The sequence below is a fragment of the Caballeronia sp. INML2 genome, from assembly GCF_023631365.1.
GTDB lineage: Bacteria > Pseudomonadota > Gammaproteobacteria > Burkholderiales > Burkholderiaceae > Caballeronia > Caballeronia turbans.
Genome location: NZ_JALQDH010000049.1, coordinates 143,217 through 166,126, shown reverse-complemented (window position 1 = coordinate 166,126; position 22,910 = coordinate 143,217). Strand labels below are relative to the sequence as shown.

General features: G+C 64.5%; 21 protein-coding genes. 10 read left to right on the top strand and 11 right to left on the bottom strand.

From position 1 onward, the window contains the following. Window positions 1-100 precede the first annotated feature (100 nt). The gene (locus NCT32_RS18585) at window positions 101-2,068 is read right to left on the bottom strand and encodes a zinc ribbon domain-containing protein (protein ID WP_061118066.1); all 1,968 of its coding nucleotides are present in this window, start codon (window positions 2,066-2,068) and stop codon (window positions 101-103) included. Window positions 2,069-2,689: 621 nt separating this feature from the next. Beyond that, window positions 2,690-4,273, bottom strand: coding sequence for an aldehyde dehydrogenase (NADP(+)) (locus NCT32_RS18580; RefSeq protein ID WP_061118067.1), 1,584 nt, complete (start codon window positions 4,271-4,273; stop codon window positions 2,690-2,692). Window positions 4,274-4,429: 156 nt separating this feature from the next. Here NCT32_RS18580 and NCT32_RS18575 point away from each other — a divergent pair, with 156 nt between their 5' ends. After that, complete coding sequence (locus tag NCT32_RS18575) at window positions 4,430-5,365, top strand: LysR family transcriptional regulator (protein WP_061118068.1); 936 nt, start codon at window positions 4,430-4,432, stop codon at window positions 5,363-5,365. A 3-nt stretch (window positions 5,366-5,368) separates the two neighbouring features. Here NCT32_RS18575 and tam read toward each other — a convergent pair whose 3' ends face one another. Further along, complete coding sequence (gene tam / locus NCT32_RS18570) at window positions 5,369-6,148, bottom strand: trans-aconitate 2-methyltransferase (RefSeq protein ID WP_061118069.1); 780 nt, start codon at window positions 6,146-6,148, stop codon at window positions 5,369-5,371. 315 nt (window positions 6,149-6,463) lie between these two features. Here tam and NCT32_RS18565 point away from each other — a divergent pair, with 315 nt between their 5' ends. Next, complete coding sequence (locus NCT32_RS18565; protein WP_061118070.1) at window positions 6,464-7,690, top strand: sensor histidine kinase; 1,227 nt, start codon at window positions 6,464-6,466, stop codon at window positions 7,688-7,690. A gap of 55 nt (window positions 7,691-7,745) precedes the next feature. Here the strand turns inward: NCT32_RS18565 and ahpF are convergent, their stop codons facing one another. Further along, on the bottom strand, window positions 7,746-9,332 hold the full coding sequence (gene ahpF / locus NCT32_RS18560) for an alkyl hydroperoxide reductase subunit F (RefSeq protein ID WP_061118071.1): 1,587 nt from the start codon (window positions 9,330-9,332) through the stop codon (window positions 7,746-7,748). Between the two features lie 147 nt (window positions 9,333-9,479). Then, window positions 9,480-10,043: an alkyl hydroperoxide reductase subunit C gene (ahpC, locus tag NCT32_RS18555; protein WP_061118072.1), complete on the bottom strand. Its 564-nt coding sequence runs from the start codon at window positions 10,041-10,043 to the stop codon at window positions 9,480-9,482. A 212-nt stretch (window positions 10,044-10,255) separates the two neighbouring features. Here ahpC and NCT32_RS18550 point away from each other — a divergent pair, with 212 nt between their 5' ends. Continuing rightward, window positions 10,256-10,951 (top strand): NADPH-dependent F420 reductase, encoded by a 696-nt coding sequence (locus tag NCT32_RS18550; protein WP_061118073.1) that lies wholly within the window; start codon window positions 10,256-10,258, stop codon window positions 10,949-10,951. Between the two features lie 195 nt (window positions 10,952-11,146). After that, complete coding sequence (gene ribA, locus NCT32_RS18545; protein WP_061118074.1) at window positions 11,147-11,815, top strand: GTP cyclohydrolase II; 669 nt, start codon at window positions 11,147-11,149, stop codon at window positions 11,813-11,815. A gap of 9 nt (window positions 11,816-11,824) precedes the next feature. Here ribA and NCT32_RS18540 read toward each other — a convergent pair whose 3' ends face one another. The 4 genes from NCT32_RS18540 to NCT32_RS18525 form a co-directional block, all read right to left on the bottom strand. Then, window positions 11,825-12,559: a 2OG-Fe(II) oxygenase gene (locus NCT32_RS18540; RefSeq protein ID WP_061118075.1), complete on the bottom strand. Its 735-nt coding sequence runs from the start codon at window positions 12,557-12,559 to the stop codon at window positions 11,825-11,827. Window positions 12,560-12,656: 97 nt separating this feature from the next. Then, a complete protein-coding gene (locus tag NCT32_RS18535) occupies window positions 12,657-13,151 on the bottom strand; it encodes a hemerythrin domain-containing protein (RefSeq protein ID WP_250490472.1) in 495 nt (164 codons plus the stop codon). Between the two features lie 120 nt (window positions 13,152-13,271). After that, complete coding sequence (locus tag NCT32_RS18530; RefSeq protein ID WP_061118077.1) at window positions 13,272-15,593, bottom strand: ATP-dependent DNA helicase; 2,322 nt, start codon at window positions 15,591-15,593, stop codon at window positions 13,272-13,274. Between the two features lie 41 nt (window positions 15,594-15,634). After that, window positions 15,635-17,044 (bottom strand): PLP-dependent aminotransferase family protein, encoded by a 1,410-nt coding sequence (locus NCT32_RS18525; RefSeq protein WP_250490471.1) that lies wholly within the window; start codon window positions 17,042-17,044, stop codon window positions 15,635-15,637. Window positions 17,045-17,198: 154 nt separating this feature from the next. Between NCT32_RS18525 and NCT32_RS37270 the strand changes: the two genes are divergently transcribed. Genes NCT32_RS37270 through NCT32_RS18510 form a run of 4 tightly spaced genes read left to right on the top strand, consistent with a single transcriptional unit; the run spans window position 17,199 to window position 19,692 of the window. Further along, window positions 17,199-17,327 carry a hypothetical protein gene (locus NCT32_RS37270; RefSeq protein ID WP_284502295.1) on the top strand — a complete coding sequence of 43 codons (129 nt, stop codon included), beginning with the start codon at window positions 17,199-17,201 and terminating at the stop codon, window positions 17,325-17,327. Further along, window positions 17,324-18,901, top strand: a complete 1,578-nt coding sequence (locus NCT32_RS18520; protein ID WP_086961006.1) for an FAD-binding oxidoreductase — start codon at window positions 17,324-17,326, stop codon at window positions 18,899-18,901. Before NCT32_RS37270 ends, NCT32_RS18520 begins: the two co-directional genes overlap by 4 nt. Then, on the top strand, window positions 18,898-19,269 hold the full coding sequence (locus NCT32_RS18515; RefSeq protein ID WP_061118079.1) for a hypothetical protein: 372 nt from the start codon (window positions 18,898-18,900) through the stop codon (window positions 19,267-19,269). The genes NCT32_RS18520 and NCT32_RS18515 overlap by 4 nt, the downstream gene beginning before the upstream one ends. Before the next feature lie 54 nt (window positions 19,270-19,323). After that, window positions 19,324-19,692 carry a DOPA 4,5-dioxygenase family protein gene (locus NCT32_RS18510; protein ID WP_061118149.1) on the top strand — a complete coding sequence of 123 codons (369 nt, stop codon included), beginning with the start codon at window positions 19,324-19,326 and terminating at the stop codon, window positions 19,690-19,692. Window positions 19,693-19,748: 56 nt separating this feature from the next. On the opposite strand, the gene NCT32_RS18505 is transcribed toward NCT32_RS18510, so the two are convergent. Next, window positions 19,749-20,315 carry a phasin family protein gene (locus tag NCT32_RS18505; protein WP_061118080.1) on the bottom strand — a complete coding sequence of 189 codons (567 nt, stop codon included), beginning with the start codon at window positions 20,313-20,315 and terminating at the stop codon, window positions 19,749-19,751. Between the two features lie 626 nt (window positions 20,316-20,941). Between NCT32_RS18505 and NCT32_RS18500 the strand changes: the two genes are divergently transcribed. Continuing rightward, window positions 20,942-21,157, top strand: coding sequence for a helix-turn-helix transcriptional regulator (locus tag NCT32_RS18500; RefSeq protein ID WP_086961010.1), 216 nt, complete (start codon window positions 20,942-20,944; stop codon window positions 21,155-21,157). Between the two features lie 43 nt (window positions 21,158-21,200). On the opposite strand, the gene NCT32_RS18495 is transcribed toward NCT32_RS18500, so the two are convergent. Next, window positions 21,201-22,139 carry a DMT family transporter gene (locus NCT32_RS18495; RefSeq protein ID WP_061118150.1) on the bottom strand — a complete coding sequence of 313 codons (939 nt, stop codon included), beginning with the start codon at window positions 22,137-22,139 and terminating at the stop codon, window positions 21,201-21,203. 558 nt (window positions 22,140-22,697) lie between these two features. Between NCT32_RS18495 and NCT32_RS18490 the strand changes: the two genes are divergently transcribed. Then, window positions 22,698-22,904, top strand: a complete 207-nt coding sequence (locus tag NCT32_RS18490; RefSeq protein ID WP_061118082.1) for a hypothetical protein — start codon at window positions 22,698-22,700, stop codon at window positions 22,902-22,904. Window positions 22,905-22,910 lie beyond the last annotated feature (6 nt).

The following is a 22,910-nucleotide window of genomic DNA, read 5'->3' as shown; positions in this document are numbered from 1 at the left end:
ACTCACATGCGGCTCGGCGCAAAGGTGCGGGTCCGCGTGCTTGCCGTGCGTGGTTGTTGTCTCTGCGTGTTCTTGTACTTGGGTCGTTCTTTCGGTTTTTTCAGCGCGACGGCTTCGAAGCCGGGTCGCCGCCGCTCCAGCCGTATTGCTTGATGGCGCGCTCGAGCTCCTCGGACTTGTCGGAGTCCAGACGCGAACCCGCCGGCGCGGTGGCGAACTGGGGCGACGCGCTGGCGCTCGCCTGCGTGCCGCGCGGCGACGCGTTCGTCTGCGCGACGGGCTGGCCCACGGCCGGCAGGACGCGCTGCACCGCCGGAGTCTGCGTGACGGGTTGCGCTGCTGCGGCCGCGGGCGGGCGCGGCACGGCGGCTTGCATCGTTGCCGCGGAAGGCGGCAGCGCGCTGCTCTGGTTGCCGGATTGCGGCGGCCGCGGCACGGCGGCCCGCGCGGCCGGCGCCGAAGGTTGCGGCGGATCTTCACCGAGGTAATACGCGCCACGCGGATTGGCCGGGCGAGCGGCCTGCGCGGGCGGCTCATCGCCGAGATAGTAGGGCGCGCGCGGATTTGCGGAACGCGGGCTCGCCGCGGCGGACGGCTGCGCGTCTTCGTCGCCGAGATAGTAGGGCGTGCGCGCCGCCTGCGTGACGGGAGCCGGAGCGGTTCTCGCCGCCGGCTGCGATGGCGCGGGCGCAGCGGCCTGCGTCGTCGCCTGCGCCGAGGGCGCGGGCGCGGCCGCCTGCGTGGGCGCTTGCGCGGCGGGCGCGGGCTTTGTCATCGTCGTGGCGACGGTAGGCGCGGCGGGCGGTGCGATCGTCATCGCGGTGATCGCGGCGGTGGCCGCCTGAGCACGCGCGATCTTCTCGGCACGGGATTCGTAGGCGGCTTCGTCGTCGGTCTGGCGCGCGGCGGCGCTGCGTTGACCCGCACGCCGCTCCACGGGGGGGCGCTGCGCGAAGATGTTCGGCTTCGTCGTTGGCGCGCCCGCTGCAACGTTTGCCTGTGCGGGAAGCGGCGCGGGCGGGGCGGCGGCCGCTGCCGTGTTCGTCGCGTCGGGCGTATTCGCGGCGGCCGGCGGTGGCGTCGTGCCCGGCACCTTTTTGGCGAGCGCCGCCGCTGCCGTCGGCGCGAGCCATCCCGCGTGGGAGACCACGCGTTCGAGCATGGTCTGGGATTCCATGTTGCTGCCGTCGAGCGCGAGTGCCTCGCCCGCGTTCTGCTGCACGCAGGCCCACGCCGAGGTCCGCTCGCAGGCGCGTGCGAGCTGCAACGCGGCGTCACGCTGCGCTTCACGCTTGACCAGTTCGTCTTTCAGGCTTTCGTAGTCCGCACGCGCCTGTTGCTGCGCCGGAAGAACTCTGAGGCGCGCGCGGGCGGTAGCGAGATCGTGTTGATCCAGCGCGGCGCGTACGCCTTGCAGCGTATCGCCGGAGGTGAGTGCGCGCGCATCGGCCAGGACGCGATGTTCGGCGGCAGCCGGCGCGTCCGTCGCGCCGCGCATGAGCGAACCGACCTTGGAGTCGATCGCGCCCGAGACGCTGTGATCGGCTGACGGCGTGCCGCCGCCGTCGGAATCGCCGAGCTGGTAATAGAACATGGCGCCGAGCAGCAGTACGAGCCCGCATGCGCTCGCAATGACCGTCTTCTTCGTGTTCCAGCGCTCGGAGCCGGGCAGGGCATCGGGATCGTTGCCGGAGTCGGCATAGGCGTTGCGTGCCGACTCCTCGGCGCGGCGCGCGCGATATTCCGCCGCCTTCTGAGCGATGCGCTCGCTCGCGCGCTCGGTCCAGCGAGGGCGCAGGCCCGGCTCGACACGCTCGGTGCCATCGGAGCCGATCGCAGAAGACGCCGATGCCGATGCCGATGCCGATGCCGATGCGAGCGGCGCGGCCGCTTCTTCGAAAACATTCTTGCGCGGCTTGCCCGAGGCGGTCTCGCGCTGCTGGCCGAACGCGGCGTTGCGGTCGGCGCCGCAATTGGGGCAACTGTCGGCGTTTTTGCGCACCGTGCTGCCGCACCGCTGGCAGACGACGGAGAACATGGATGCGGGGAACGTCAGACGCGTGGTCATGCTGGAGCCCTCGAAGGACATGTGCGTGAGGTTGCCAAAATCGCGTGGCCGCCAATGCGCGCCGGGTCGTCGCGCCTGTACGCAGGAACGCAGTCCCGCAACAGCAATCCTTCGTATTCTCTCACCGCGCGCCATGCGCGCCGGCGGGAACGAATTCCGACTATGGTTCAAGCGCTATCGGACGTCAATTGCCTTTCGCACCTATTTCCGGCCCCCACGACTTAAGCGACTACACCATTGTGTCGTGCCTCGTAGGCCGTCTGGCGCATGCGACGCCTGACCGGGCCGCGCAAAGCGTCTCGCTTCTCTCGCTCACGATATTTCTGACATTTTGGGATCGCGCCGGCGGTTTTGAACCGCCAATCCTTAGCCGTTAGCCGACAAGGCCGCGCGATGGCCGGATAACCCACTGATGCCAAAGCGTTTCCCGCGCTCGCCGAAGCGTTGTTCCGCGCCCACGCCGGGCGTTTAAACACGATTTGATCGAATCGACGGATGCCGATAAGCCATTGATAAGCGATCCGAAGTATTGCGAAAAAATCCGCAGAGTCCGCAAACGACGAAGGCCGCGACGCGAATGTCGCGCCGCGGCCCTCGTCAGGCTGACCGGAAGCCGAAGCCTTACTCGGCCAGTTGCAGCTTGCCGTCGATGCGGCGGTTCAGGCCGAGCGGATTGTCCGTCTTCAATGCGTCGGGCAGGAGCGCGTCAGGCAGATCCTGATAGCTCACCGGACGCAGGAAGCGGTTGATCGCGAGGCTGCCGACGGAGGTCGAGCGGCCATCGGCCGTGGACGGGAACGGGCCGCCGTGAACCATCGCGTGGCCGACTTCCACGCCGGTGCCGAAGCCGTTCACCAGCAGACGGCCGGTGCGGCGTTCGAGCGCGGGCAGGACGCGCTTTGCATCGGCGTAGTCCGCCTCGTCGATGTGCAGCGCCGAGGTCAACTGGCCTTCCAGCGATTCGACCAGATCCAGCATGGTTGCGAGATCCGGGCAACGCACGACGAGGGACGACGCGCCGAAGATCTCTTCCTGCAGTTCGTGGCTTGCGCGGAACGCGTCGGCGGTGGTGACGAACAGCGCCGACTGGCCCTGATTCTCGCCTTTCGCCTCGACGCCGCGCGCGGCGGTCGTCACGCCCGCATGTTCGGCGGCGCGCTCGACGGCGCCCTGATAGGTCTTGCAGATGCCCGGCGTGAGCATCGTCTGCGCGGCGGTTTCCGAAAGCGCTGCTGACGCCGCCGCGATGAACTTGTCGAGATCCGGACCGTCGACGGCAAGCACCAGGCCTGGATTCGTGCAGAACTGGCCCGCGCCGAGCACGAGCGAACCCACGAACGCCTTGGCAATGGCTTCGCCGCGGTTCTTGAGCGCCGCCGGGAACAGCAGAACCGGGTTGATGCTGCTCATTTCCGCGTAGACGGGAATCGGCTCGGTGCGGGCTGCCGCGAGTTTCATCAGCGCCGTGCCGCCGCCGCGCGAGCCGGTGAAGCCGGCCGCCTTGATGCGGTTGTCCTTGACGAGGCCCTGGCCGACGTCACGGCCGCTGTCGAACAGGAGCGAGAACGTGCCTTCGGGCATGCCGCAATCTTTCACCGCTTTTTGCACCGCGCGGCCGACCAGCTCCGCCGTGCCAGGATGCGCCGAGTGCGCCTTGACGATGACGGGGCAGCCGGCTGCGAGTGCCGAAGCCGTATCGCCGCCCGCGACCGAGAATGCGAGCGGGAAGTTGCTCGCGCCGAACACGGCGACCGGGCCGACGCCGATGTGGCGCAGGCGCAGATCGACGCGCGGCAGCGGCTTGCGCTCGGGCTGCGCGGGATCGATGCGCACGCCGAGGAAGTCGCCGTTGCGGACCACGTCCGCGAACATGCGCAACTGGCCGACCGTGCGGCCGCGCTCGCCTTCGAGGCGCGCACGCGGCAGGCCGCTTTCGATCATGCAGCGCTCGATCAGGTCGTCGCCGATCTCGAGGATGTTCTGCGCGATCGTTTCAAGAAACTTCGCGCGCGCCTCGGGCGCGGTTTCGCGATAAACGTCGAACGCGGCCCATGCGAGGGCGCACGCGCGGTCGAGATCGGCGAGCGTCGCGCCGCCGAAAGCCGGTTCGATGGCCGCGCCGGTCGACGCGTTGACGGCCTTGATCGAGCCGTTCGAGCCGAAAACCGATTGCTGACCGATGAGCAGGTTGCCAGTGAGTTGCATGTTGTCTCGTCCTTCCTTTGAATGATCGTGGCGGCCAGTTGTACGATGACTGCCTCATGCCCGACTATACGGCGTTGCGCGTGGCCCGTATACTGAAACCTTTCCATCGCTTGATCGCTTTTAGGAATCACCTCGCGCGCTCCCGCAGGCCGACGAATGAAGAACACGCTCGATGTATTGATGTCGCGGCTGCGCATGAAGCAGTTGCAGTTGCTGATCGCGCTGGACGACCACAAATCGCTGCACAAGGCGTCGAGCGCAATGGCGATGACGCAATCCGCCGCGAGCAAGGCGCTCGCCGAACTCGAATCGATGCTGGAGGCGCCGCTCTTCGAGCGCGCGAAGAGCGGACTGATTCCGAATCCGTTCGGCCGCTGCGTGGTGCGCTACGCGCGCGTGCTGGCCGCCGATCTGAACGCGCTGTGCCAGGAAGTCGCGCAAATCCGCGCGGGCACGGGCGGGCGCCTGACGGTCGGCACGATCATGGGCGCGGTGCCGGGCGTCGTCGCGCCGATCGTCAATGAGATGCACGCGAGGCACCCCGATCTCGCCATCGAGATCGTCGAGGATACAAGTGCGCGCATGCTGCCGATGCTCGACGACGGCCGCGTCGATCTCGTGATCGGCAGGTCGAGCGTGTCGGATCAGCCGTCGAAATATCACTATCAGCCGCTCGCGGACGAGCCGCTTTGCATCGTCGTCGGCCACGCTCACGAGCGCACGGGCGAAGAGGACGTCCGTTTCGCGGATCTCGCCCGTTACCGCTGGGTCACCTATCCGAGCTACATGCCGATGAGCGCGCTGCTCGAGCGCGAGCTCGATCTCGCCGGCCTGCCGATGCCGTCAAACCCGATTTCTACCGCCTCGCCGCTCATGACCGTGACGCTGCTGCAGGAGAGCCCGGAACTCGTGTCGATCCTGCCGGCAAGCGTCGCGAAGGTTTTCGAGCGTCACGGCATGCTGCGCATCCTCCCGGTGCGCATGAAATCGAAGTCGCAGACCTACGGCATCGTCACGCGCAAGGGCGGGGAACTCTCGCCGGCCGCGCGCCAGTTCGTGCAGATGCTGCGCGAGCAGAGCCGGCCGCATTGAGATTCAGCGCGTCGCGACGATGAAGATGCGCGGGAAGGGCAGCAGCACCGTGCCGTCGTCGAGCACCGCGTAGGCCGCTTCCAGCCCGGCGCGATAGCGCTCGAGGAACGCGGTCGTTTCCTGTGCATCGAGCTTTGCGAGGAACGGCCGCAGCCCGCTGCCCTTGAACCATTCGATGACAGCATCGACGCCGCCCGCGAGCGGGTGATGGTACGTGGTGCGCCACACGTCGACGCCCGCGCAATGCGGTTTGAGCAGCGAGTAATACGCATCCGCCCGATAGCGCGCGGTGCGTTCCACGCCTTTCAGCTTGTCGCGCCACGGACCGTCGGCGGCGGTTTCGCGCATCAGCCGATGCGCGGGCTCGTCGAGGTTGTCCGGCATCTGCACGGCCAACTGGCCGCCCTTCGACAATTTGCCGACGAGCGATGGAAACACCGTCTCGTGATCGGGCACCCACTGCAGCGACGCGTTCGCGAGGATCAGATCGAACGGGCCTTCGCCCTGCCACGCGGAAATATCGGCGAGTTCGAATTCGACGTCCCGGAGGCGCTTTCTCGCCGACTCGATCATGTCGCTGGAATTATCGACGCCGACGACGCGCGCGTGCGGCGCGTAGTCGACAAGCGTTTCGGTCGAGTTGCCGGGGCCGCAGCCGAGATCCACCGCCGTGCGCGCCGCCTTTGCCTGCGTCGCGTTCAGGAGGTCCCGCACGGGGCGCGTGCGCTCCGCTTCGAAGAGCGTGTACTGGCGGGCCTGCCAGTCGGCCGAGGATGTCGTCATATCGGGCTCCGGTCGATTGTGTGAAGGGAACAGGCGCAATTCTGCACGTTCCAGCCGATCTGTCGATCGTATGCGTGCCGAAACCTCGTGGCGGAATTTGAAAGGAACACTGAATCCAGTGCCCGATCGAGGCTTCAGGGAAAGTCTCGGAAAGTTCAAGGGAAGACTGGGATATGCACCATCGGCGCGGGCATCGCGCCTATACTGGCGAAGCATTCGCGTGCGGCCGCGGGCGACACCGGGACGTGCTTTCGACTGCATATCACGATCACCGCGCGCCGTCCTCCGGCGCCTTAAGCAATCGGGGGCTCGCAGATGAACGACACGTCGGTCGGCTTGAAGGGTCTCGTTGCCGCGCTGCGCGAGCAACAACACGCACTCACCGAGCGATGGATGAAGCTCGTGTTCGGCGATCAGGAAGTCGAACATTCCGATCAACTCACCTACCGGCAGCTCGCGGATCATCTGCCGAGCATCTTCGAGGAAATCTGCGTCGTGCTGGAATCGCGCAATCTGCGCGACCAGGAAGGCGCGATCGAGCGCGACGCGCGCCAGCACGGGCAATGGCGCTGGCAGCAGGGCTATCGTGTGGACGAACTCGTGCGCGAGCTCGATCTGTTCCGTCAGGCGCTGCTGCTCGCGATCGGCGAGTACGCCAGCACGCACGAGGATTTGTCCCGCGCCGACGAGGAGCACGCGCGCCTCATGACCGACGAGGTGGTGAGCTTCGTCACGCTCGCGTCGATACGCGAGGCGATTGGCGAGCGCGATCGCAAGATCGACGAATACACCGGCATGCTGGAGCGCGCGAACTACGAACTGACGCTGCGGCAGAAACTCATCGGCGATCTCTATGAGACGCGCATGCAGATCGCGCGGCGCGTCGCGCACGATCTGCGCAACTTCCTGAACGTGTTTTCGACGGCGCTGCAGCTCGCCGGGCGCTCGCCCGCGAAGCGCGATACGGCGCTCGGTCTCGCGAACCGGCAGGTCGCCGACATGGCGACGCTCGTCGACGAAATGGTCGAATATTCGAAAGTGCTCGGCGACGATTCGCTGTTCACGGTCGAGCCGTTCGATCTCGTCGGCCTGTTCGACGAACTGATGCAGGCGTGCCGCGTCTCGACCGAGGCGAAGGGGCTCAAGCTCATCGGCCAGTTCGATCCGGCGCTCGGCGCGGTGACGTCGAACCGGCTGAAGGTCAAGCAGGTCGCGCTGAATCTGCTGACGAACGCGATCAAGTACACGTCGTCGGGCGAGATCGTCCTGGCGATCGCGGCGGCGCCCGATGAGCAATGGAAGCTGCGCGTCGCCGACACGGGCGTGGGCATCGGCGCGGCGGATCAGGAGCGCGTGTTCCAGGAATTCGAGCGCGCCGCCGATGACGACATTCCCGGCGCGGGACTCGGGCTTGCGATCGTCAAGGAATTGTCGCGCACACTGGAAGGCGAGTTGCGGTTCCAGTCGGCGAAAGGCCACGGCAGCGTGTTCGAGGTGACGTTCCCGATGGTGCTGAAGCCGAAGCCCGCGCAAACCAGATAAAAAAGGCGAACGGGTTGCCCCGTCCGCCTTCCGGTCACTACGACGCCCGCTACGCTCAGGCCGCCGCTTCTTCTTCGACCACTGCCTCGTCTTCCACCGACGCGCGGATCAGATGATCGAACGCCGACAGCGATGCCTTCGCGCCGTCGCCGGCCGCGATCACGATTTGCTTGTACGGCACCGTCGTCACGTCGCCGGCGGCGAACACGCCCGGCAGCGAGGTCGCGCCCTTCGCGTCGACGACGATCTCGCCGTGCTTCGACAGTTCCACCGTGCCCTTCAGCCATTCGGTGTTCGGCACGAGGCCGATCTGCACGAACACGCCTTCCAGCTCGACATGCTGGCTCACACCTGTCGCGCGCTCCGTGTACGTGATGCCGTTCACTTTCTTGCCGTCGCCGGTGATTTCGGTCGTCTGCGCCTGCGTGACGATGGTCACGTTCGACAGGCTGCGCAGCTTCTTCTGCAGCACTGCATCGGCGCGCAGCTCGTTGCCGAACTCGATCAGCGTGACCGCCGAGACGATGCCCGCGAGATCGATCGCCGCTTCCACGCCGGAATTCCCGCCGCCCACCACCGCGACGCGCTTGCCCTTGAAGAGCGGGCCGTCGCAGTGCGGGCAGTACGCCACGCCGCGGCCGCGATACTCGCGCTCGCCCGGCACGTTGATCTCACGCCAGCGCGCACCGGTCGACAGAATCACCGTCTTCGCCTTCAGCACCGCGCCGCTCGCCAGATGGATCTCGTTGATGCGGCCCGGCACGAGCTTTTCGGCGCGCTGCACGTCCATCACGTCGACTTCATAGCTTTTCACGTGCTCTTCGAGCGCGGTCGCGAACTTCGGTCCTTCGGTCTCTTTCACGGAGACGAAGTTTTCGATCGCCATCGTGTCGAGCACCTGGCCGCCGAAGCGCTCCGCGACGACGCCCGTCGCGATGCCCTTGCGCGCCGAATAAATCGCCGCCGCCGCGCCTGCGGGACCGCCGCCGACGATCAGCGTGTCGAAAACCGGCTTGTTTTCCAGTTCCTTCGCCGCGCGCGCCGATGCACCCGTGTCCAGTTTCGCCAGGATTTCCTTTACGCCCATGCGGCCTGAACCGAAGCTGTCGCCGTTGACGAACATCATCGGCACGGACATGACCTGGCGGTCTTCCACTTCCTTCTGGAACAGCGCGCCGTCGATCGCGACGTGCTTGATGCGCGGGTTGATGATCGCCATCACGTTCAGCGCCTGCACCACTTCCGGGCAGTTCTGGCACGACAGCGAGAAATACGTCTCGAACGCGTAGTCGCCGTCGAGATTGCGAATCTGCTCGATGGTGGCGTCGTCGAGCTTGATCGGGTGGCCGCCGGCTTGCAGAAGCGCAAGCACGAGCGACGTGAATTCATGGCCCATCGGAATGCCGGCGAACCGGATGCCCGCGGGCTTGCCCGCCTCGCCGATGGTGAAGGACGGACGACGCACGCTGGCGTCCTCTTTCTCGACGACGCTGATCTGGTGCGACAGCGAGGCGATTTCGCCGAGCAGGCTTTTCAGCTCGCGCGATTTGTCGCCGTCGTCGAGGAAGGCGACGAGTTCGATCGGCCGGGTGACTTTTTCCAGATACGCTTTTAATTGATTCTTGAGATTGGCGTCGAGCATGGCGATGTCCGTTCCTTGACTTTGGGTGGTGCAGACGCACCTCGCCGCGACGCTGCGTTTATCGCAGCGCCGGACGAAGGCGTCTTTAGGGGTGAACCTGCCGCTGAACCGCGGCAGATCCGATGCAGCGCTCGTAAAAAACGAGACTTAGATCTTGCCGATCAGGTCCAGCGACGGGGTCAGCGTTTCAGCGCCCGGCGTCCACTTGGCGGGGCACACCTGGCCCGGGTTCTTCGCGATGTACTGAGCAGCCTGAACCTTGCGGAGCAGTTCGCCGGCGTCACGGCCGATGCCGTTGTCGTGCACTTCGCACAGCTTGATCTCGCCTTCCGGATTGATCACGAACGTGCCGCGCAGCGCCAGGCCTTCTTCCTCGATCAGCACGTCGAAGTTGCGCGAGATCGCGAGCGTCGGGTCGGCCACCATCGGGTACTTGATCTTCTGGATCGTGTCCGACGTGTCGTGCCATGCCTTGTGCGTGAAGTGCGTGTCGGTCGAGACCGAGTAGATTTCCACGCCCAGCTTCTTGAATTCTTCGTAGCGGTCAGCTAGGTCGCCCAGTTCCGTCGGGCACACGAACGTGAAGTCGGCCGGGTAGAACACGAACACCGACCACTTGCCCTTCAGGCTCTCATCGGTGACGGTCACGAATTCGCCATTGTGATAGGCGGTTGCTTTGAACGGCTTGACTTGGCTGTTGATGATAGGCATTACCAGGTTCCTTTTGGAGTGGTGTTGAAGAAGTAGGTGAACTATACAGGAAAACTATCGCTCCTGCGAAGTGGATTGATTTTATTGTCGGGATAGCTCGGAGCTATCGGCGCCATATTTGTCGTTTTCCCGCATGAGGCATTCTGATTGCGCGCGTCCCTTGCAGGTTCCTCGAGGGCACTTCGTCGCTTCACTTTTATCCAGGAGGCAGTATGAAAATCGGAATTATCGGCGCCGGGAATATCGGTTCCGTGCTCGCGCTGCGGTTCAGCGAGAACGGCCACGACGTGCGCATCGCCAATTCGCGCGGACCGGCGTCGCTCGCGGACATCGAACGCGAGACCGGTGCGACGGCCGTGCAAGCGCGCGACGCGGTGAAGGATGCGGACGTCGTCGTCGTGACGATTCCGCAGGCAAAAGTGCCGAATCTGCCGAAAGACCTGTTTGCGGGCGTGCCGGCGAGCGTCGTCGTCATCGACACGGGCAACTATTATCCGCAGCAGCGCGACGGTCGTATCGATGGCATCGAGAAGGGCACACCGGAAAGCCGCTGGGTCGAGCAGCAGATCGGGCGGCCGGTCGTGAAGGCCTTCAACAATATCTACGCGGATCATCTGCGCAATCGCGGCAAGCCTCCGGGTACGCCCGGGCGCATCGCGCTGCCGGTCGCGGGCGACGACGCGAAGGCGAAAGCCGTCGTGATGAAGCTCGTCGATGAAATCGGCTTCGATCCCGTCGATGCAGGCGAAATCGACGATTCATGGCGACAGCAGCCCGCAACGCCCGTCTATACCGGCGATTTCGACGCAGCCGGCGTGCGCGCTGCGCTGCAAAAGGCCGACCCGGTGCGCAAGCCCGAATGGCGCGCGACGGATAGAAGTCCCGGCAATTTCGAGAATCCGGCGTGACAGAGGGCGTGAGAGCGGGAGTGAGAGAACGCGTTCGATAAGCGGAACGCCCGTACGGGAAAGCGGGGGAAGCGGCGCGTGCCGTGAGACAATCTGCAAACTTTCCCGATGGGCTTTAACATGACCAGCCGGGCTGGCGCGATGAGCACGATCCATCGGGCCCGCGTCCGGCGTCGTGGACTCGCAGATTGACCTATGAAAACCGCTTCTCCCCCGCAGGACGTGCAGGACCCGCAACACCGCTTCGGCGAGTGCGACGAGTGCGCGGATGTCGAACTCGTGGCGACCGCCACCATTCCGACGCGCTACGGCACCTTCGATTCCTACGTCTATCGCGTGAAGCACACGGATGTCGAACACATCGCGTTCGTGATGGGCGACGTGAGCAACGGCGAATCGGTGCTGACGCGCCTGCATTCCGAATGCGTGACCGGCGATGTGTTCGGCTCGTACCGCTGCGATTGCGGGGAGCAACTCGATCTGGCGCTGCGTTATATCGCCGCCGAGGATCGCGGCATCCTGCTGTATCTGCGCGGCCATGAAGGGCGCGGCATCGGCCTCGCAAACAAGATCCGCGCGTATGCGCTGCAGGAGCAGGGGCTCGATACCGTCGATGCGAACCTGCATCTCGGCCTGCCCGACGACGCCCGCGAATACGATTCCGCCGCCGCGATCCTGCGCTCGATGAACGTGAAGTCGGTGCGCCTCATGAGCAACAATCCGTCGAAGTTCGACACGCTGCTCAAGCACGATATTCCCGTGTCCGAACGCGTCGCGCTCGCCATCCCGATGCGCGAGGAAAACGAGCGCTACATCAAGACGAAGCAGGCGCGCTTCGGGCATTACTTCGACGAAAACGAATAACGCCTGCGCTCACTGCGCGTCGTGAAAGATCACGCCGAGCATATGCCGCCGCCCCGATCTCAGGCGGCTCACGCCGTGCTTCATGTTCACCCGGTACGGCCCGCGCGTGCCCTGCACCGGCCGATGATGCACCGCGAAAAACACCGCATCGCCTTGTGAAAGAGGCACGGCTTCTACACGTGACTGCATTCTCGGACGCTGCTCCGTCATCACGAACTCGCCGCCGGTGAAATCCCGGCCGGGCGCGGAAAGCAGGACCGCCATCTGAATTGGAAAGACGTGCTCGCCGTAGAGATCCTGATGCAGGCAGTTGAAATCGCCGGGCACGTAACGTAGCAGGAGCGGCGTCGGCCGTGTCTGCCCCGCGCGGTGACAGCGCTCGATGAACGCGGCGTGCTCGCGCGGATAGCGCGTTTCGACGCCCATCACCTCATTCCAGCGATTGGCGATCGGCGCAAGATGCGGATAGACCGCGCGGCGCGCGCGCTCCAGCGTTTCGGGCAGCGGATAGGCGAAGTACTTGTATTCGCCGCGCCCGAAGCCGTGGCGTTCCATCACGACGCGGCTGCGAAAGATGCCGTCGCGATCGTATAGCGCGGCGAGCGCCTCGCATTCGTCGCGCGAAAAGAGCGCGGGCGCGGTGGCGCAGCCGAAGCTATCGAGTTGCGCTTCGAGATCGGCCCAGTCGAGCGCGTCGATGCGTTCGCCGATATCGTCTGCCGTCGCGCGTTCGAGCACCTTCATGTCGTTTCTCCGGATGGGCGTTAATTGCCTGCAGTGTGCGCCACGCGCGCTGCGCACGCACTCCGGGTCTTGCTGCGCAATTCGGAACGACGCGCCTTCAATGCGCCGTCGCGGTCTCCGCGATGCGCTCCTTCAACGCGGCCTTGCGCGCCGCCATCCTCGCGCCGAGCGCGACGAGATCCATTTGCGTCCTGCGCACTTCGGGGAACAGCGTCGTTTCCTCTTCCTCGATGTGATGCGTCGCGTTCTCCTTGAGTACCTTGAAAGTCGCATCGAAACCGTCGTCGCCCGCCTTCAGGCTCGCGAACCGTTCGATCACCGTCTTGACCAGAAAATGCTCGACGTAGGCTTCGTCCACATCGATGCGCTGATCTGCGCCGAGCGCCTCCTGGGCGGCGGGATACAGCATTTCTTCTTCGACGATCGCGTGGATCGTGAGCAATTCGCACGCGCGCTGGGCGAGCGTGTTCTTGCGTTCGAAATCGTTGCGTTCCGCGCGCTCGAACGCATCGAACAGTTGTTCGATGGCGCGGTGATCGGCTTCGAGCACGTCGAGCGCATCGATGGGTCGCGGGGTATGAGCGGCAGACATGTGGGTTCTCCTTTAATGGGCTCTCTCGACCCTGCCGGGACATCTTCGTGTCCCTGAGGCGCCTGAGAGCAGCAAGACGAATGCCCGCGATAGACCCGTTAACGGCGGCACCGTGCGCGTCTAGATAGTCGGATTTCCCGATACGCCCAGGTCACGTTGCCGCAGCACTTTCACCTGCCACCACGCGGGTAGCAGGCGCCGGACTTCCGCGCGCGCGAAGCGGTCGTCGATCAGATAGAGCACGCCGCGATCGAGCGGCCCGCGGATCACACGCCCGGCCGCCTGCACGACTTTCTGCAAGCCGGGAAAAAGATACGTGTATGCGTAGCCCTCGCCGAACGCCTCGTGCATGCGCGCTTTCATTTGCTGATTGACAGGATTGAGCTGCGGCAGACCGAGCGTCGCAACGAACGCGCCGATGAGCCGCGTGCCGGGCAGATCGATCGCTTCGCCGAACGCGCCGCCGAGCACCGCGAAACCGACGCCGCGCCCGCCGGCCACGAAACGCGCGAGAAACTCGCGTTGCGCCGCTTCGCTCATCGCGCGGGATTGCTGCCAGCATGGAATCGACGGATGACGGAGCGCGAGCGCCGCCGCGACTTGCGTCAGATACTCGAAGCTGCTGAAGAAGCTCAGGTAGTTGCCCTCGGCGCTTTCGAGCTGCGCGGCGATGAGGTCGGCGATACGGTCCACCGAGCGCGCGCGGTCGCGATAGCGCGTGGACAGGTCGGCGATTGCGCGCACGTCGAGTTGTTCGGCGCAGAAGGGCGATTCGACGTCGATGCGTACGCTCGACTCCGGCAGGCCGAGCGTATCCGCGTAGAAGTGCGCGGGCGTGAGCGTCGCGGAAAAAAGCGCGACGCTGTGGGCGCGCGCCAGACGCGGCGTGAGATGCGGCGCGGGAATCACGTTGCGCAGGCACAGCACGGCATTGCGTTTTTTGGCGTTTGCACCCACCCGGCCAAGCGTGATGTCGAAGATCGAATGCGAACCGAAGCGTTCCGCGATGCGCGTGAAATGCATGGCATCGAAATAGAAGCGCAAGATTTCGGGCGTGAAGACGTCGGGCTGCTCGCCGAGCGTTTCCGTCATCAGCGAGACGGCTTGCCCCAGCGCCGTGAGCAGGCGCGCGGGCGGTTCCGCATGTGCCGCGTATTCGATGTTCGCCGCGTCCTGTTCACGCGTCACTTCGCTCCAGCTTCGCGCGACGCGGCCGAGCGCCTGCTTCAGCAAAACGGGCGCGCCGCGACGCATCGCATTGAAGGCGGCCTGATCGAGCGTCGCGGAATACATGCCGCGCGCCCGTTCGACGAGGTTATGCGCTTCGTCGACGAGCACCGACACGCGCCAGCGATTCGCCTCCGCGAGCGCGAAGAGCATGGCGCTCGTATCGAAGTAATAGTTGTAGTCGCCGACGATCACGTCGCCCCAGCGCGACAGTTCCTGGCTCAGATAGTACGGACAGACTTCGTGCTCTCGTGCGACCTCGGCAACCGACGCGCGGTCGAGCTGCGCGCAGTCGAGGGCGGCGGCACGCGCCCCGGGCAGGCGATCGTAGAAGCCCCGCGCGAGCGGACACGACTCGCCGTGGCACGCGCGATCGGGGTATTCGCAAGCCTTGTCGCGCGCAACGAGTTCGACGACGCGTAACGGCCTGGCGGCGAGCGTCGTCAGCGCATCGAGCGCGAGCTGCCGTCCCGCGCTCTTCGCCGTGAGAAAGAAGATCTTGTCGAGCCGCTGGCCCGGCCACGCCTTCAGCAGCGGAAAGAGCGTGCCGACCGTTTTGCCGATGCCGGTCGGCGCCTGCGCCGCGAGACAGCGGCCGGACACCGCCGAGCGATACACCGCTTCCGCGAGTGCGCGCTGGCCGGGCCGAAAATCCGCGTGAGGAAACACGAGTGCTCTGAGCGCGTCATCGCGCGCCGCGCCGTGCGCCAGCTCCTGTTCTGCCCACGCGATGAAGCGCTCGCACTGCGCCGCGAAATGCGTCGCGAGCGCTTCGGCGGTCTGCGTTTCGACGAGCACGCTCTCGGTCTGATCGACGATATCGAAATACACGAGCGCGACCTCGATGGCGTCGAGCCCGAGCTTGCGGCACATCAGATGCGCATAGACACGCGCCTGCGCCCAATGCAGATGACGATGATTCTGCGGCATCGATTCGAGCTTGCCGCGATGCGTCTTGATCTCTTCGAGACGGTTGAGCGCGGGATCGTACCCGTCGGCGCGGCCGCGCACGAAGAGCGGCCCGTAGGTTTCCGAAAGCGATATTTCCTTCTGATATCCGGCCGGCCGGCGGCTCGTCACCGCGACGTGGCCCGCGACGCCTTCCTGCGCGCTTGGCGTGGGCGTGAAGCGCAGATCGAGGTCGCCCTGTTTCGCGGTGAACTCGCAGAGCGCGCGCACGGCGACGGTGTAGGCGGGCTCGGATACTGTATGCATGTACAGCAGTCTAGCATGGGCGAATCGGCCGCAAAGGCCTTCTACGACGCGGCGCGCAGAAGTTCTCCGAGCGTTTTCACGGCGCCCTCGACCTGCGGCGACCACGGATGGCCGAAGTTGATGCGCACGTAATTCCCGAACGCGTGACGCGCGGAGAAGATCGGTCCGGGTGTCACGTTGATGCCATGTTCGAGTCCGCGCTTGTGCAACTGCATCGCGTCGACATGCTCGGCCAGTCGCAGCCAGAGGAAATAGCCGCCCTCCGGCTGCTGATGCGCGACCTCCGGCGGCAGCCAGCGCGCGATGGCGTGTTCCATCGCACCGCGCTGCGTGAGAAGCGCGCCGCGCAGCTTGCGCAGGTGTTTGTCGAAGCCGCCGTGCTGAAGATAGTCGGCGATGCCCGCCTGAACCGGGATGCTGGTCGAGATGCTCGTCATCAGCTTGAGCCGGCGGATCGCGTCGGCGAAGCGGCCCGCCGCGACCCAGCCGAGCCGGTAACCCGGCGCGAGCGTCTTCGACAGCGACGCGCAATGCATCACGAGACCTGTCGCATCGAAGGCTTTCGCGGGCGGCGGACGATCCGGCGCGAAATGCAGCTCGCCGTAGACATCGTCCTCGATGAGCGGAACGTCATGCTTCGTGAGCAAGCCGACCAGCGCGCGCTTTTTCTCGACGGAGAGCGTCACGCCCGTCGGATTCTGAAAGTTGGTCATGAACCAGCAGGCGCGCACCGGATGCTTGACGAGCGCTTCGGCGAGCACGTCGAGATCGAGCCCTTCTCGCGGATCGACGGGAATCTCGACCGCGCGCAGGCCCAGATGCTCGACCGCCTGCAACGCCGCGTAGAAGCAGGGCGATTCGATGGCGACGACATCGCCCGGCTTGGTGACGGCCATGAGGCTGAGCGTGAGCGCTTCCATCGCGCCGTTCGTGACGATGAGTTCCTCGACCGGCTGCGCGATGCCCATGCCGATGTAACGCAGTGCGATCTGCCGCCGCAGTTGCTCGTTGCCCGGTGGCATGTCGACGACCGTGCTCCACGGATCGAGCATGCGCGCCGCGTGGCCGAGCGACTTCGCAAGACGTGCCAGCGGAAAGAGTTTCGGCGACGGAAACGCGGAGCCGAGCGGCGCGACGTCCGGACGCTTGACCGCATCGAGCACGGAGAAGACGAGGCTGCTCACGTCGATGGCCGCGGGCTCCGCGAGCGGCGTGGGCGAAGTAGCTTGCGTCGCTACCTTCGCGCCCGGTGCGACGTAATAGCCGGAACGTTCGCGCGCGCGAATCAAGCCCCATTCTTCGAGCAGGTAATACGCGCGAAAGACCGTCGACTGGCCGACGCCGTATTGCGTCGTCAGATGCCGCACCGACGGCAGGCGCGTGCCGACGGGCAGCCGGCCCGCGCGAATCTCGGCGGCCATCGTGTCGGCAAGGGCTTGGTAGCGCTTCATCGCGTGACGTGGGTGAAAGTGCGCGCGAGGGCTTTGCGCGGCGCGAAATTGTCTCATACGGCCTCGCGAAGGAATATCGGCACACCGCCGCGCGTTTAATGGACAAGCGGCTTAATCGCCGTGTCCGCTTTTCAAACCTTTCGGAGGTGCTTCCATGAAGCTCGCCAGAATCGCAACAGTCGTGCTCGCTCTGCTCGCCGGTTTGCTCGCGGGATGTCAGACCGATGGCAGTTCGACATCATCCGGCACGACGTCCGGCAGCGGCAGCAGCGGCGGATATTGAGCGCGACGCCGCTGCCGCCGGGCTTGTCGGCGGCGCAGTTCCGGGCGGCGCTCGCGGCCTTCGCGGCGGCGCTCGGCAGCGACGCGGTGTCGTACGATCCGGCTTCGTATCTTGATCCATTCGCACCCGGCGATGCACTCGCGCACGCGCCGTCCGCTGTCGTGCTGCCGAAGGATGTCGAAGGCGTGCGCGCGGCGCTGGCTGTGGCGAACCGGTATCAGGTGCCGCTCTGGACCGTATCGACCGGACGCAACTTCGCCTACGGCGGCGCCGCGCCGCGCATGCGCGGCTGTGTCGTGCTCGATTTGCGCCGGATGAACCGCATCATCGAGATCGACGAAACGCTGGGTTATGCGCTGGTCGAGCCGGGCGTGACGTATTACGAGCTGCATCGTGCGCTCGGGACACCACGGCGGTTCTGGCTCGATCCGCCTGCGGCCGGCTGGGGCAGCGTGATCGGCAACACGCTCGAACGCGGCTATGGCACGACGCCGTACGGGGACCACGCGGCGCATCAGTGCGGCATGGAGGTCGTGCTTGCAAACGGCGATGTCGTGCGCACCGGCATGGGCGCGATGACGTCGAGCCGTGACTGGCAGGTTTTCAGGAGCGGCTTCGGGCCGTCTTACGACGACATGTTCAAGCAGTCGAACTTCGGCGTCGTCACGAAGCTCGGCATCCGGCTCATGCCCGCGCCCGAGGGCTACATGATCTGCCGCTACGCGTTCGCGCGCGAAGACGATCTCGAACGCGTCGTCGATACGCTGCGTCCGCTCAGAATGGACGGCACGATTCAAAGCAACGCGGTCATCGAAAGCGCGGTGCGCTGGGCCGCGGGCGTATCGACGCGGAAAACCTGGTACGACGGCGAAGGCGCGATGCCCGACGACGCCATCGACGCCATGACGCGCAAGATCGGCATCGGGCGCTGGAATCTGCGCTTCTGTTTATATGGACCGCCGTCGCTCGTGAAGGCGCGGCGCGATATCGTGCGGGCGCGTTTTCAGCCGATCGCGGGCGCGACGCTCTTCGAGATGCCGTATCGCGATGCATCCCTCGAACCCGAGGGCGGCGGCGATCGTGCGCAAGTCGGCATTCCCGGACTCGAAGCGTTCAATCTGCTGAACTGGCGCGGCGGCACAGGCGCGCATATCGATTTTTCGCCGATCTGCCCGCCGATCGGACGCGATGCCGTCAAGCAGGTCCGCATGGTTCGCGAGCGCGCCGCGCAATTCGGCTTCGATTACTACGGCGGTTTCACGGCGGGCGAGCGCGCGATGCATCACATCTTCGCGGCGATTTTCGATCGCGACGATCCGAAGCAATCGCACGCTGCCGGCGCGCTGATCGAAACGCTGATCCGCGAGGCGGGCGCGGCCGGCTACGGGCAATATCGGACGCATCTCTCGTATATGGATCTGGCCGCCGCGCAATACGACTTCAACGATCACGCGCTGATGCGACTGTCCGGCACGATCAAGACGGCGCTCGATCCGAACGGGATTCTGTCGCCGGGCAAACAGGGCATCTGGCCCGCGAAGCGTTCGGACGTCGCAAAAGGAGAAGGGCGATGACCACGACGCGGCGCGCGTTTCTCATCGCGGCGGGCACATCGGGATTGCCGTGGATTGCTTTTGGCGGCGCGACGCGGACATCGGCGCGCATCTGGGTCGTCGATGAAGCGTTGCCGCAAAGCCGCGTCCTCGTGCGGCGGGCGCGTCTGACGAACGGGCGCGTCCAATCCCTGTCGGGCGATGCGGGCTGGCTGTGGATCGAGCGCTTGTCTGAAGAAGCGATCTCGTCGCCGCACCCGATCGGCGGATTGACGCGCTTCGCCGACGCGTTCGTGTTGTCGCGACTCGGCGCGGGGATCGGCATGCGCACAACGCACCATCGCGCGTTCGATGACGGCGCCGTGCTCTGGACGCTCGAACGTTGCTGAAACGCGTTCGGTAGAATGAGACGTGTCTCAATATTGCCGCGCACGGATGAAACGATGAACGCCACGGACACCCGCACGATCGCCGACTGGCACGCGCACGTGTATTTCGACGCCGCGAGCCGCGACGCGGCGTGGCAGCTTCGGCTCGTCATCGAGCAACAGTTTGCGACGGAATTGCAAAGCGGCGCATTGCGCCTGGGACGCTTTCACGAACGTCCGGTCGGACCGCATCCGATGTGGTCTTTCCAGTTGGGTTTCGGCGGCGAACTGCTCGCGCCGATGCTCGCCTGGCTCACCCTCCATCACGGCACGCTCGATGTTTTCATGCATCCGAATACGGGCAATGCGCTCGTCGATCATCGCGACTCGGCGGTGTGGATCGGCCGCTCGCATGAACTGGTGCTGAAGAGTCTCGCCGCCTGACACGGGAAAAGAAAAAGGCGGAACGTGTCCGCCTTTCTTCCCGGCATTCGCGAGATTTACTTCTTCGCGCTCGCCGGTTTCGAGGCTACGGTGCGCACGGCCGTCTGGCCCGCGATGGTGGCGTCGTTCTGCGCCGCTTCGACCACTTGTTTCGCAGCCTTTTTGGCGGCTTCGTAAGCCGAATTCGCCGATTGCGTCGCGGCATCGATCGCGTTCTTCCACGCCGAAACGACCGCTTCGCTGCCGACGGGCGCGTTGCTCACGAGGCTTTCAAAGAATGCCTGCACATTACGCTGCGATTTCTCGAGCTGATCCTGCGCCGCTTCCATGTAGCCGCCGCGCACGCCTGTCGTGATCTCATAGACGCTCTGCCAGTACGCCTGCACCCGCTGGGCGCTGTTTTGCAGATGCTGGTTCTGGAGGGCGAATAATTCCTGCGGATCGCGCACGGAAAGCGCTTTGGCGACAAGTGCCTGTTGCTCGTCAAGTGCCGTCCTGGCGGTGCGCACGTTCAGGTCGATCAACTTTTCGAAGCCCCCCACGGCTTGTGCGGCGAGACCGAAAGTCGTGTCGACCCCCGCCTTCTGTGACGCGACTACATTTTCCGGCGCAAGACTGCTCATTCTGGACTCCATTGGGAAGTTGCCAATTGATTTTGCAATTGATTGTGCAGTGCAGCGATTGGTCTATTTTAAGGAAAGCGTGTGGAGTGTCAATTACGTTTTCCCCGCTTGACTTTAAACCATATCGCCCATCATTCAAAAATCAGAGTGGCAATAAGTAAATAAGCAGGCTCATTTAATCCGACAACCTGATCACACATCACATCATACGAACGGTCATTTAGTTTTCGCTGACGGTATTGCGGCAAGCGCATAGATCCCGATCAGGACTGTTATTTTCCATAAGATGAAAGCGCTCGCGGGTGCGCTGTCATTACGACCTATCGTAAACACCTAAGCCAAAACTTGGCTTATGCGTTGTTTCCCCACTTGACGCCTTGATGCGTCAATTGAAAGAATGTCGCACTGCAACACGCGCGACGGAGCACCCAGCGGGGCGAGAACGTAGTCGGTATTTTTGTCACTGCTCCGTCATCGTAAATCCGTAGGATTCACTTTCGCGCGAATGAGCCGGCGCTGAACGGCATAAAGATATAAATCTGAGAGAATTGAAGAAAATGGGGCGACATTCCCAAACCCTTGGCCATCTTGAACGCAGTCACGAAGACAACGCCTTGCGGCGCGCCATGGCCGCACGACTCGACCGCGCCTTGCAAAAGGCGAACGTCAGTTCCGCAAAAGCCGCTGGCTGGCTCGACGTGAGCGAGCACGACGTGCAATTCTGGCGGCGCGGTATCACGGTTCCACCATTCGCGGCATTCAACCGCATCGCGCGGGTGCTGGACATTGATCCGCACTGGCTCTGTACCGGCCAGGCGCTGCACGCGCATTCCGCCAACTGATCGCGGGCGCTTCGGGCGCCCGTTTGTCGCGCTTCCCTGTAAGTCAGACTTCGGTCGATACGGCCGGTGCCGTCTTGCGTCCATGCAGGAGCACGGTGCCGATGCCGCTCGCCGCGATCACGCACATGCCGATCGCCATCCAGACGTCAGGCGCCTGCCCGAACAGCAGCCAGCTGAAGAGCGCCGCGAACGCGAGCTGGCCATAGGAAAACGGCGTCAGCACGGAAAGCGGGGCGCGTTTCAACGCCTGAAGCATGAACCCGTGCCCGACGGTTGCCATCGTCGCCATGAAGACGACGAGCAGCCAGCTCGCCGCCCGCACCTGTGCGAGCGCGGGCAAGGTTTCGGCCTGATCCATCCATACGAGCACGCATAACAGGATGGTGGCGACGAGCGCCGTGAGGAAGTTGGTTGTGATTGCATCGTCGACGCGCGAGAGATGGCTCGACACCACCTGGAAGCACGCGAAGGACGTCGCGGCGCCGATCGGAAAGATAACGGTCCAGCTGAACTGGCTGCCACCCGGGCGCACGACCAGCAACATGCCGATGAAACCGAGGACGACCATCGCCCATTTGCTGCGCGGCACCTCGTCCTTGAGCACGAGCGCGGCGAGCAGCGTGGAGATGAGCGGCGCGAGCATCGCAAGCGACGTCGTGACCGGCAGCGGCAGATGGCGCAAGCCCGCGAACGTGCAAGCGGAGTTGATGAGCAGCAGCACCGCGCGCACGACCTGGAGCCTCACGCTGCCGGAACGGAAGAGACCGAATGCGCGGCGCCGGACTTGCCAGATCCCCATCACGATCATCTGAAACAGATAGCGCACCCAGAGTAGCGCCAGTAGAGGGACTGCGTTGCCGATCAGCTTGACGGTGGAATCGCTTGCCGCGAAGGTCGCTGTCGTCAGGATCATGATCGCGATACCGGCGCCGGTGTTATCGGTATCAATCCGGTATCGCGCCTTGCCCTCTAAGGTTGCCATCGAGTTCTCGTGATGCGCCGTCGCGTGCAGCAAACCGTTGCCCGGCGTTCATGCTGACGGCATGTGTGAAGGAACGGCTTGCAGGCCGTTGCTTCGATTCTCCCGGCATCGCAGACCGCTGGCAAGGCGACAGTAAAGTTCTTTTCCGCCGTGTTGTGCACAGGTCACGATGCGGCAAATGTACTAGACGGTTCGGATAATCGCGTGCGGCTGCGATCGGCACGATCGGTCGGGCGTGCTTTTCGGCGTCATCGCGTCTTCCGAATTAAGACGCAGTTTAAGTTCTTTATTCTCGCCGCCGCCGTCATGTGCGTTGTCGGTCAGCAGTGCCTCTGCGGCGAGGTCCGCGTTATGCCAACGGAATATGAAGCGGCAAGTTGGTGTTGACAAACGAAGCAGTGACAAGAAACCCGGACATCTGCGCAAGCAGTCGCCCGGCTTCAAATGCGCGCAAATAAGGGAAAGCCTGCAAGCCATTATTTCGTGCGAACGCCTTGCGCCTGAGGATTTGCCGCCTACACTTAAAGTAGTTTCTCAACTGCTTCGAGGGAGGCAACAATGAGAACGAGAACTCGCGAAGTCGTGCGCATGCTCGCGGCATTCCGCCATTCGGCGCAGTGTCGAAGGCTGCGCGCCGCGGCGGCGGCGCAGGAAGCACGCGATCTGGCGGATGAGGCGTCCTCCGACGACACGCCCGAAGACGACGAGCGTGCCGAGGCTGAAGCGCATCCCGCCACGCGCAAGCCGCATCCCGGCCTGCACTGACTTGTG

Coding starts and splice junctions, on each gene's coding strand:
- NCT32_RS18565 (WP_061118070.1), top strand. CDS start 6,464: ATGAACGACACGTCGGTCGGCTTGAAGGGTCTCGTTGCCGCGCTGCGC.
- tam (WP_061118069.1), bottom strand. CDS start 6,148: ATGACGACATCCTCGGCCGACTGGCAGGCCCGCCAGTACACGCTCTTC.
- NCT32_RS18530 (WP_061118077.1), bottom strand. CDS start 15,593: ATGCATACAGTATCCGAGCCCGCCTACACCGTCGCCGTGCGCGCGCTC.
- NCT32_RS18505 (WP_061118080.1), bottom strand. CDS start 20,315: ATGAGCAGTCTTGCGCCGGAAAATGTAGTCGCGTCACAGAAGGCGGGG.
- NCT32_RS37270 (WP_284502295.1), top strand. CDS start 17,199: ATGAAGCTCGCCAGAATCGCAACAGTCGTGCTCGCTCTGCTCGCCGGT.
- NCT32_RS18510 (WP_061118149.1), top strand. CDS start 19,324: ATGAACGCCACGGACACCCGCACGATCGCCGACTGGCACGCGCACGTG.
- NCT32_RS18580 (WP_061118067.1), bottom strand. CDS start 4,273: ATGCAACTCACTGGCAACCTGCTCATCGGTCAGCAATCGGTTTTCGGC.
- NCT32_RS18490 (WP_061118082.1), top strand. CDS start 22,698: ATGAGAACGAGAACTCGCGAAGTCGTGCGCATGCTCGCGGCATTCCGC.
- NCT32_RS18585 (WP_061118066.1), bottom strand. CDS start 2,068: ATGACCACGCGTCTGACGTTCCCCGCATCCATGTTCTCCGTCGTCTGC.
- NCT32_RS18540 (WP_061118075.1), bottom strand. CDS start 12,559: ATGAAGGTGCTCGAACGCGCGACGGCAGACGATATCGGCGAACGCATC.
- NCT32_RS18535 (WP_250490472.1), bottom strand. CDS start 13,151: ATGTCTGCCGCTCATACCCCGCGACCCATCGATGCGCTCGACGTGCTC.
- NCT32_RS18515 (WP_061118079.1), top strand. CDS start 18,898: ATGACCACGACGCGGCGCGCGTTTCTCATCGCGGCGGGCACATCGGGA.
- NCT32_RS18495 (WP_061118150.1), bottom strand. CDS start 22,139: ATGGCAACCTTAGAGGGCAAGGCGCGATACCGGATTGATACCGATAAC.
- ribA (WP_061118074.1), top strand. CDS start 11,147: ATGAAAACCGCTTCTCCCCCGCAGGACGTGCAGGACCCGCAACACCGC.
- NCT32_RS18525 (WP_250490471.1), bottom strand. CDS start 17,044: ATGAAGCGCTACCAAGCCCTTGCCGACACGATGGCCGCCGAGATTCGC.
- NCT32_RS18500 (WP_086961010.1), top strand. CDS start 20,942: ATGGCCGCACGACTCGACCGCGCCTTGCAAAAGGCGAACGTCAGTTCC.
- ahpF (WP_061118071.1), bottom strand. CDS start 9,332: ATGCTCGACGCCAATCTCAAGAATCAATTAAAAGCGTATCTGGAAAAA.
- NCT32_RS18550 (WP_061118073.1), top strand. CDS start 10,256: ATGAAAATCGGAATTATCGGCGCCGGGAATATCGGTTCCGTGCTCGCG.
- ahpC (WP_061118072.1), bottom strand. CDS start 10,043: ATGCCTATCATCAACAGCCAAGTCAAGCCGTTCAAAGCAACCGCCTAT.
- NCT32_RS18575 (WP_061118068.1), top strand. CDS start 4,430: ATGAAGAACACGCTCGATGTATTGATGTCGCGGCTGCGCATGAAGCAG.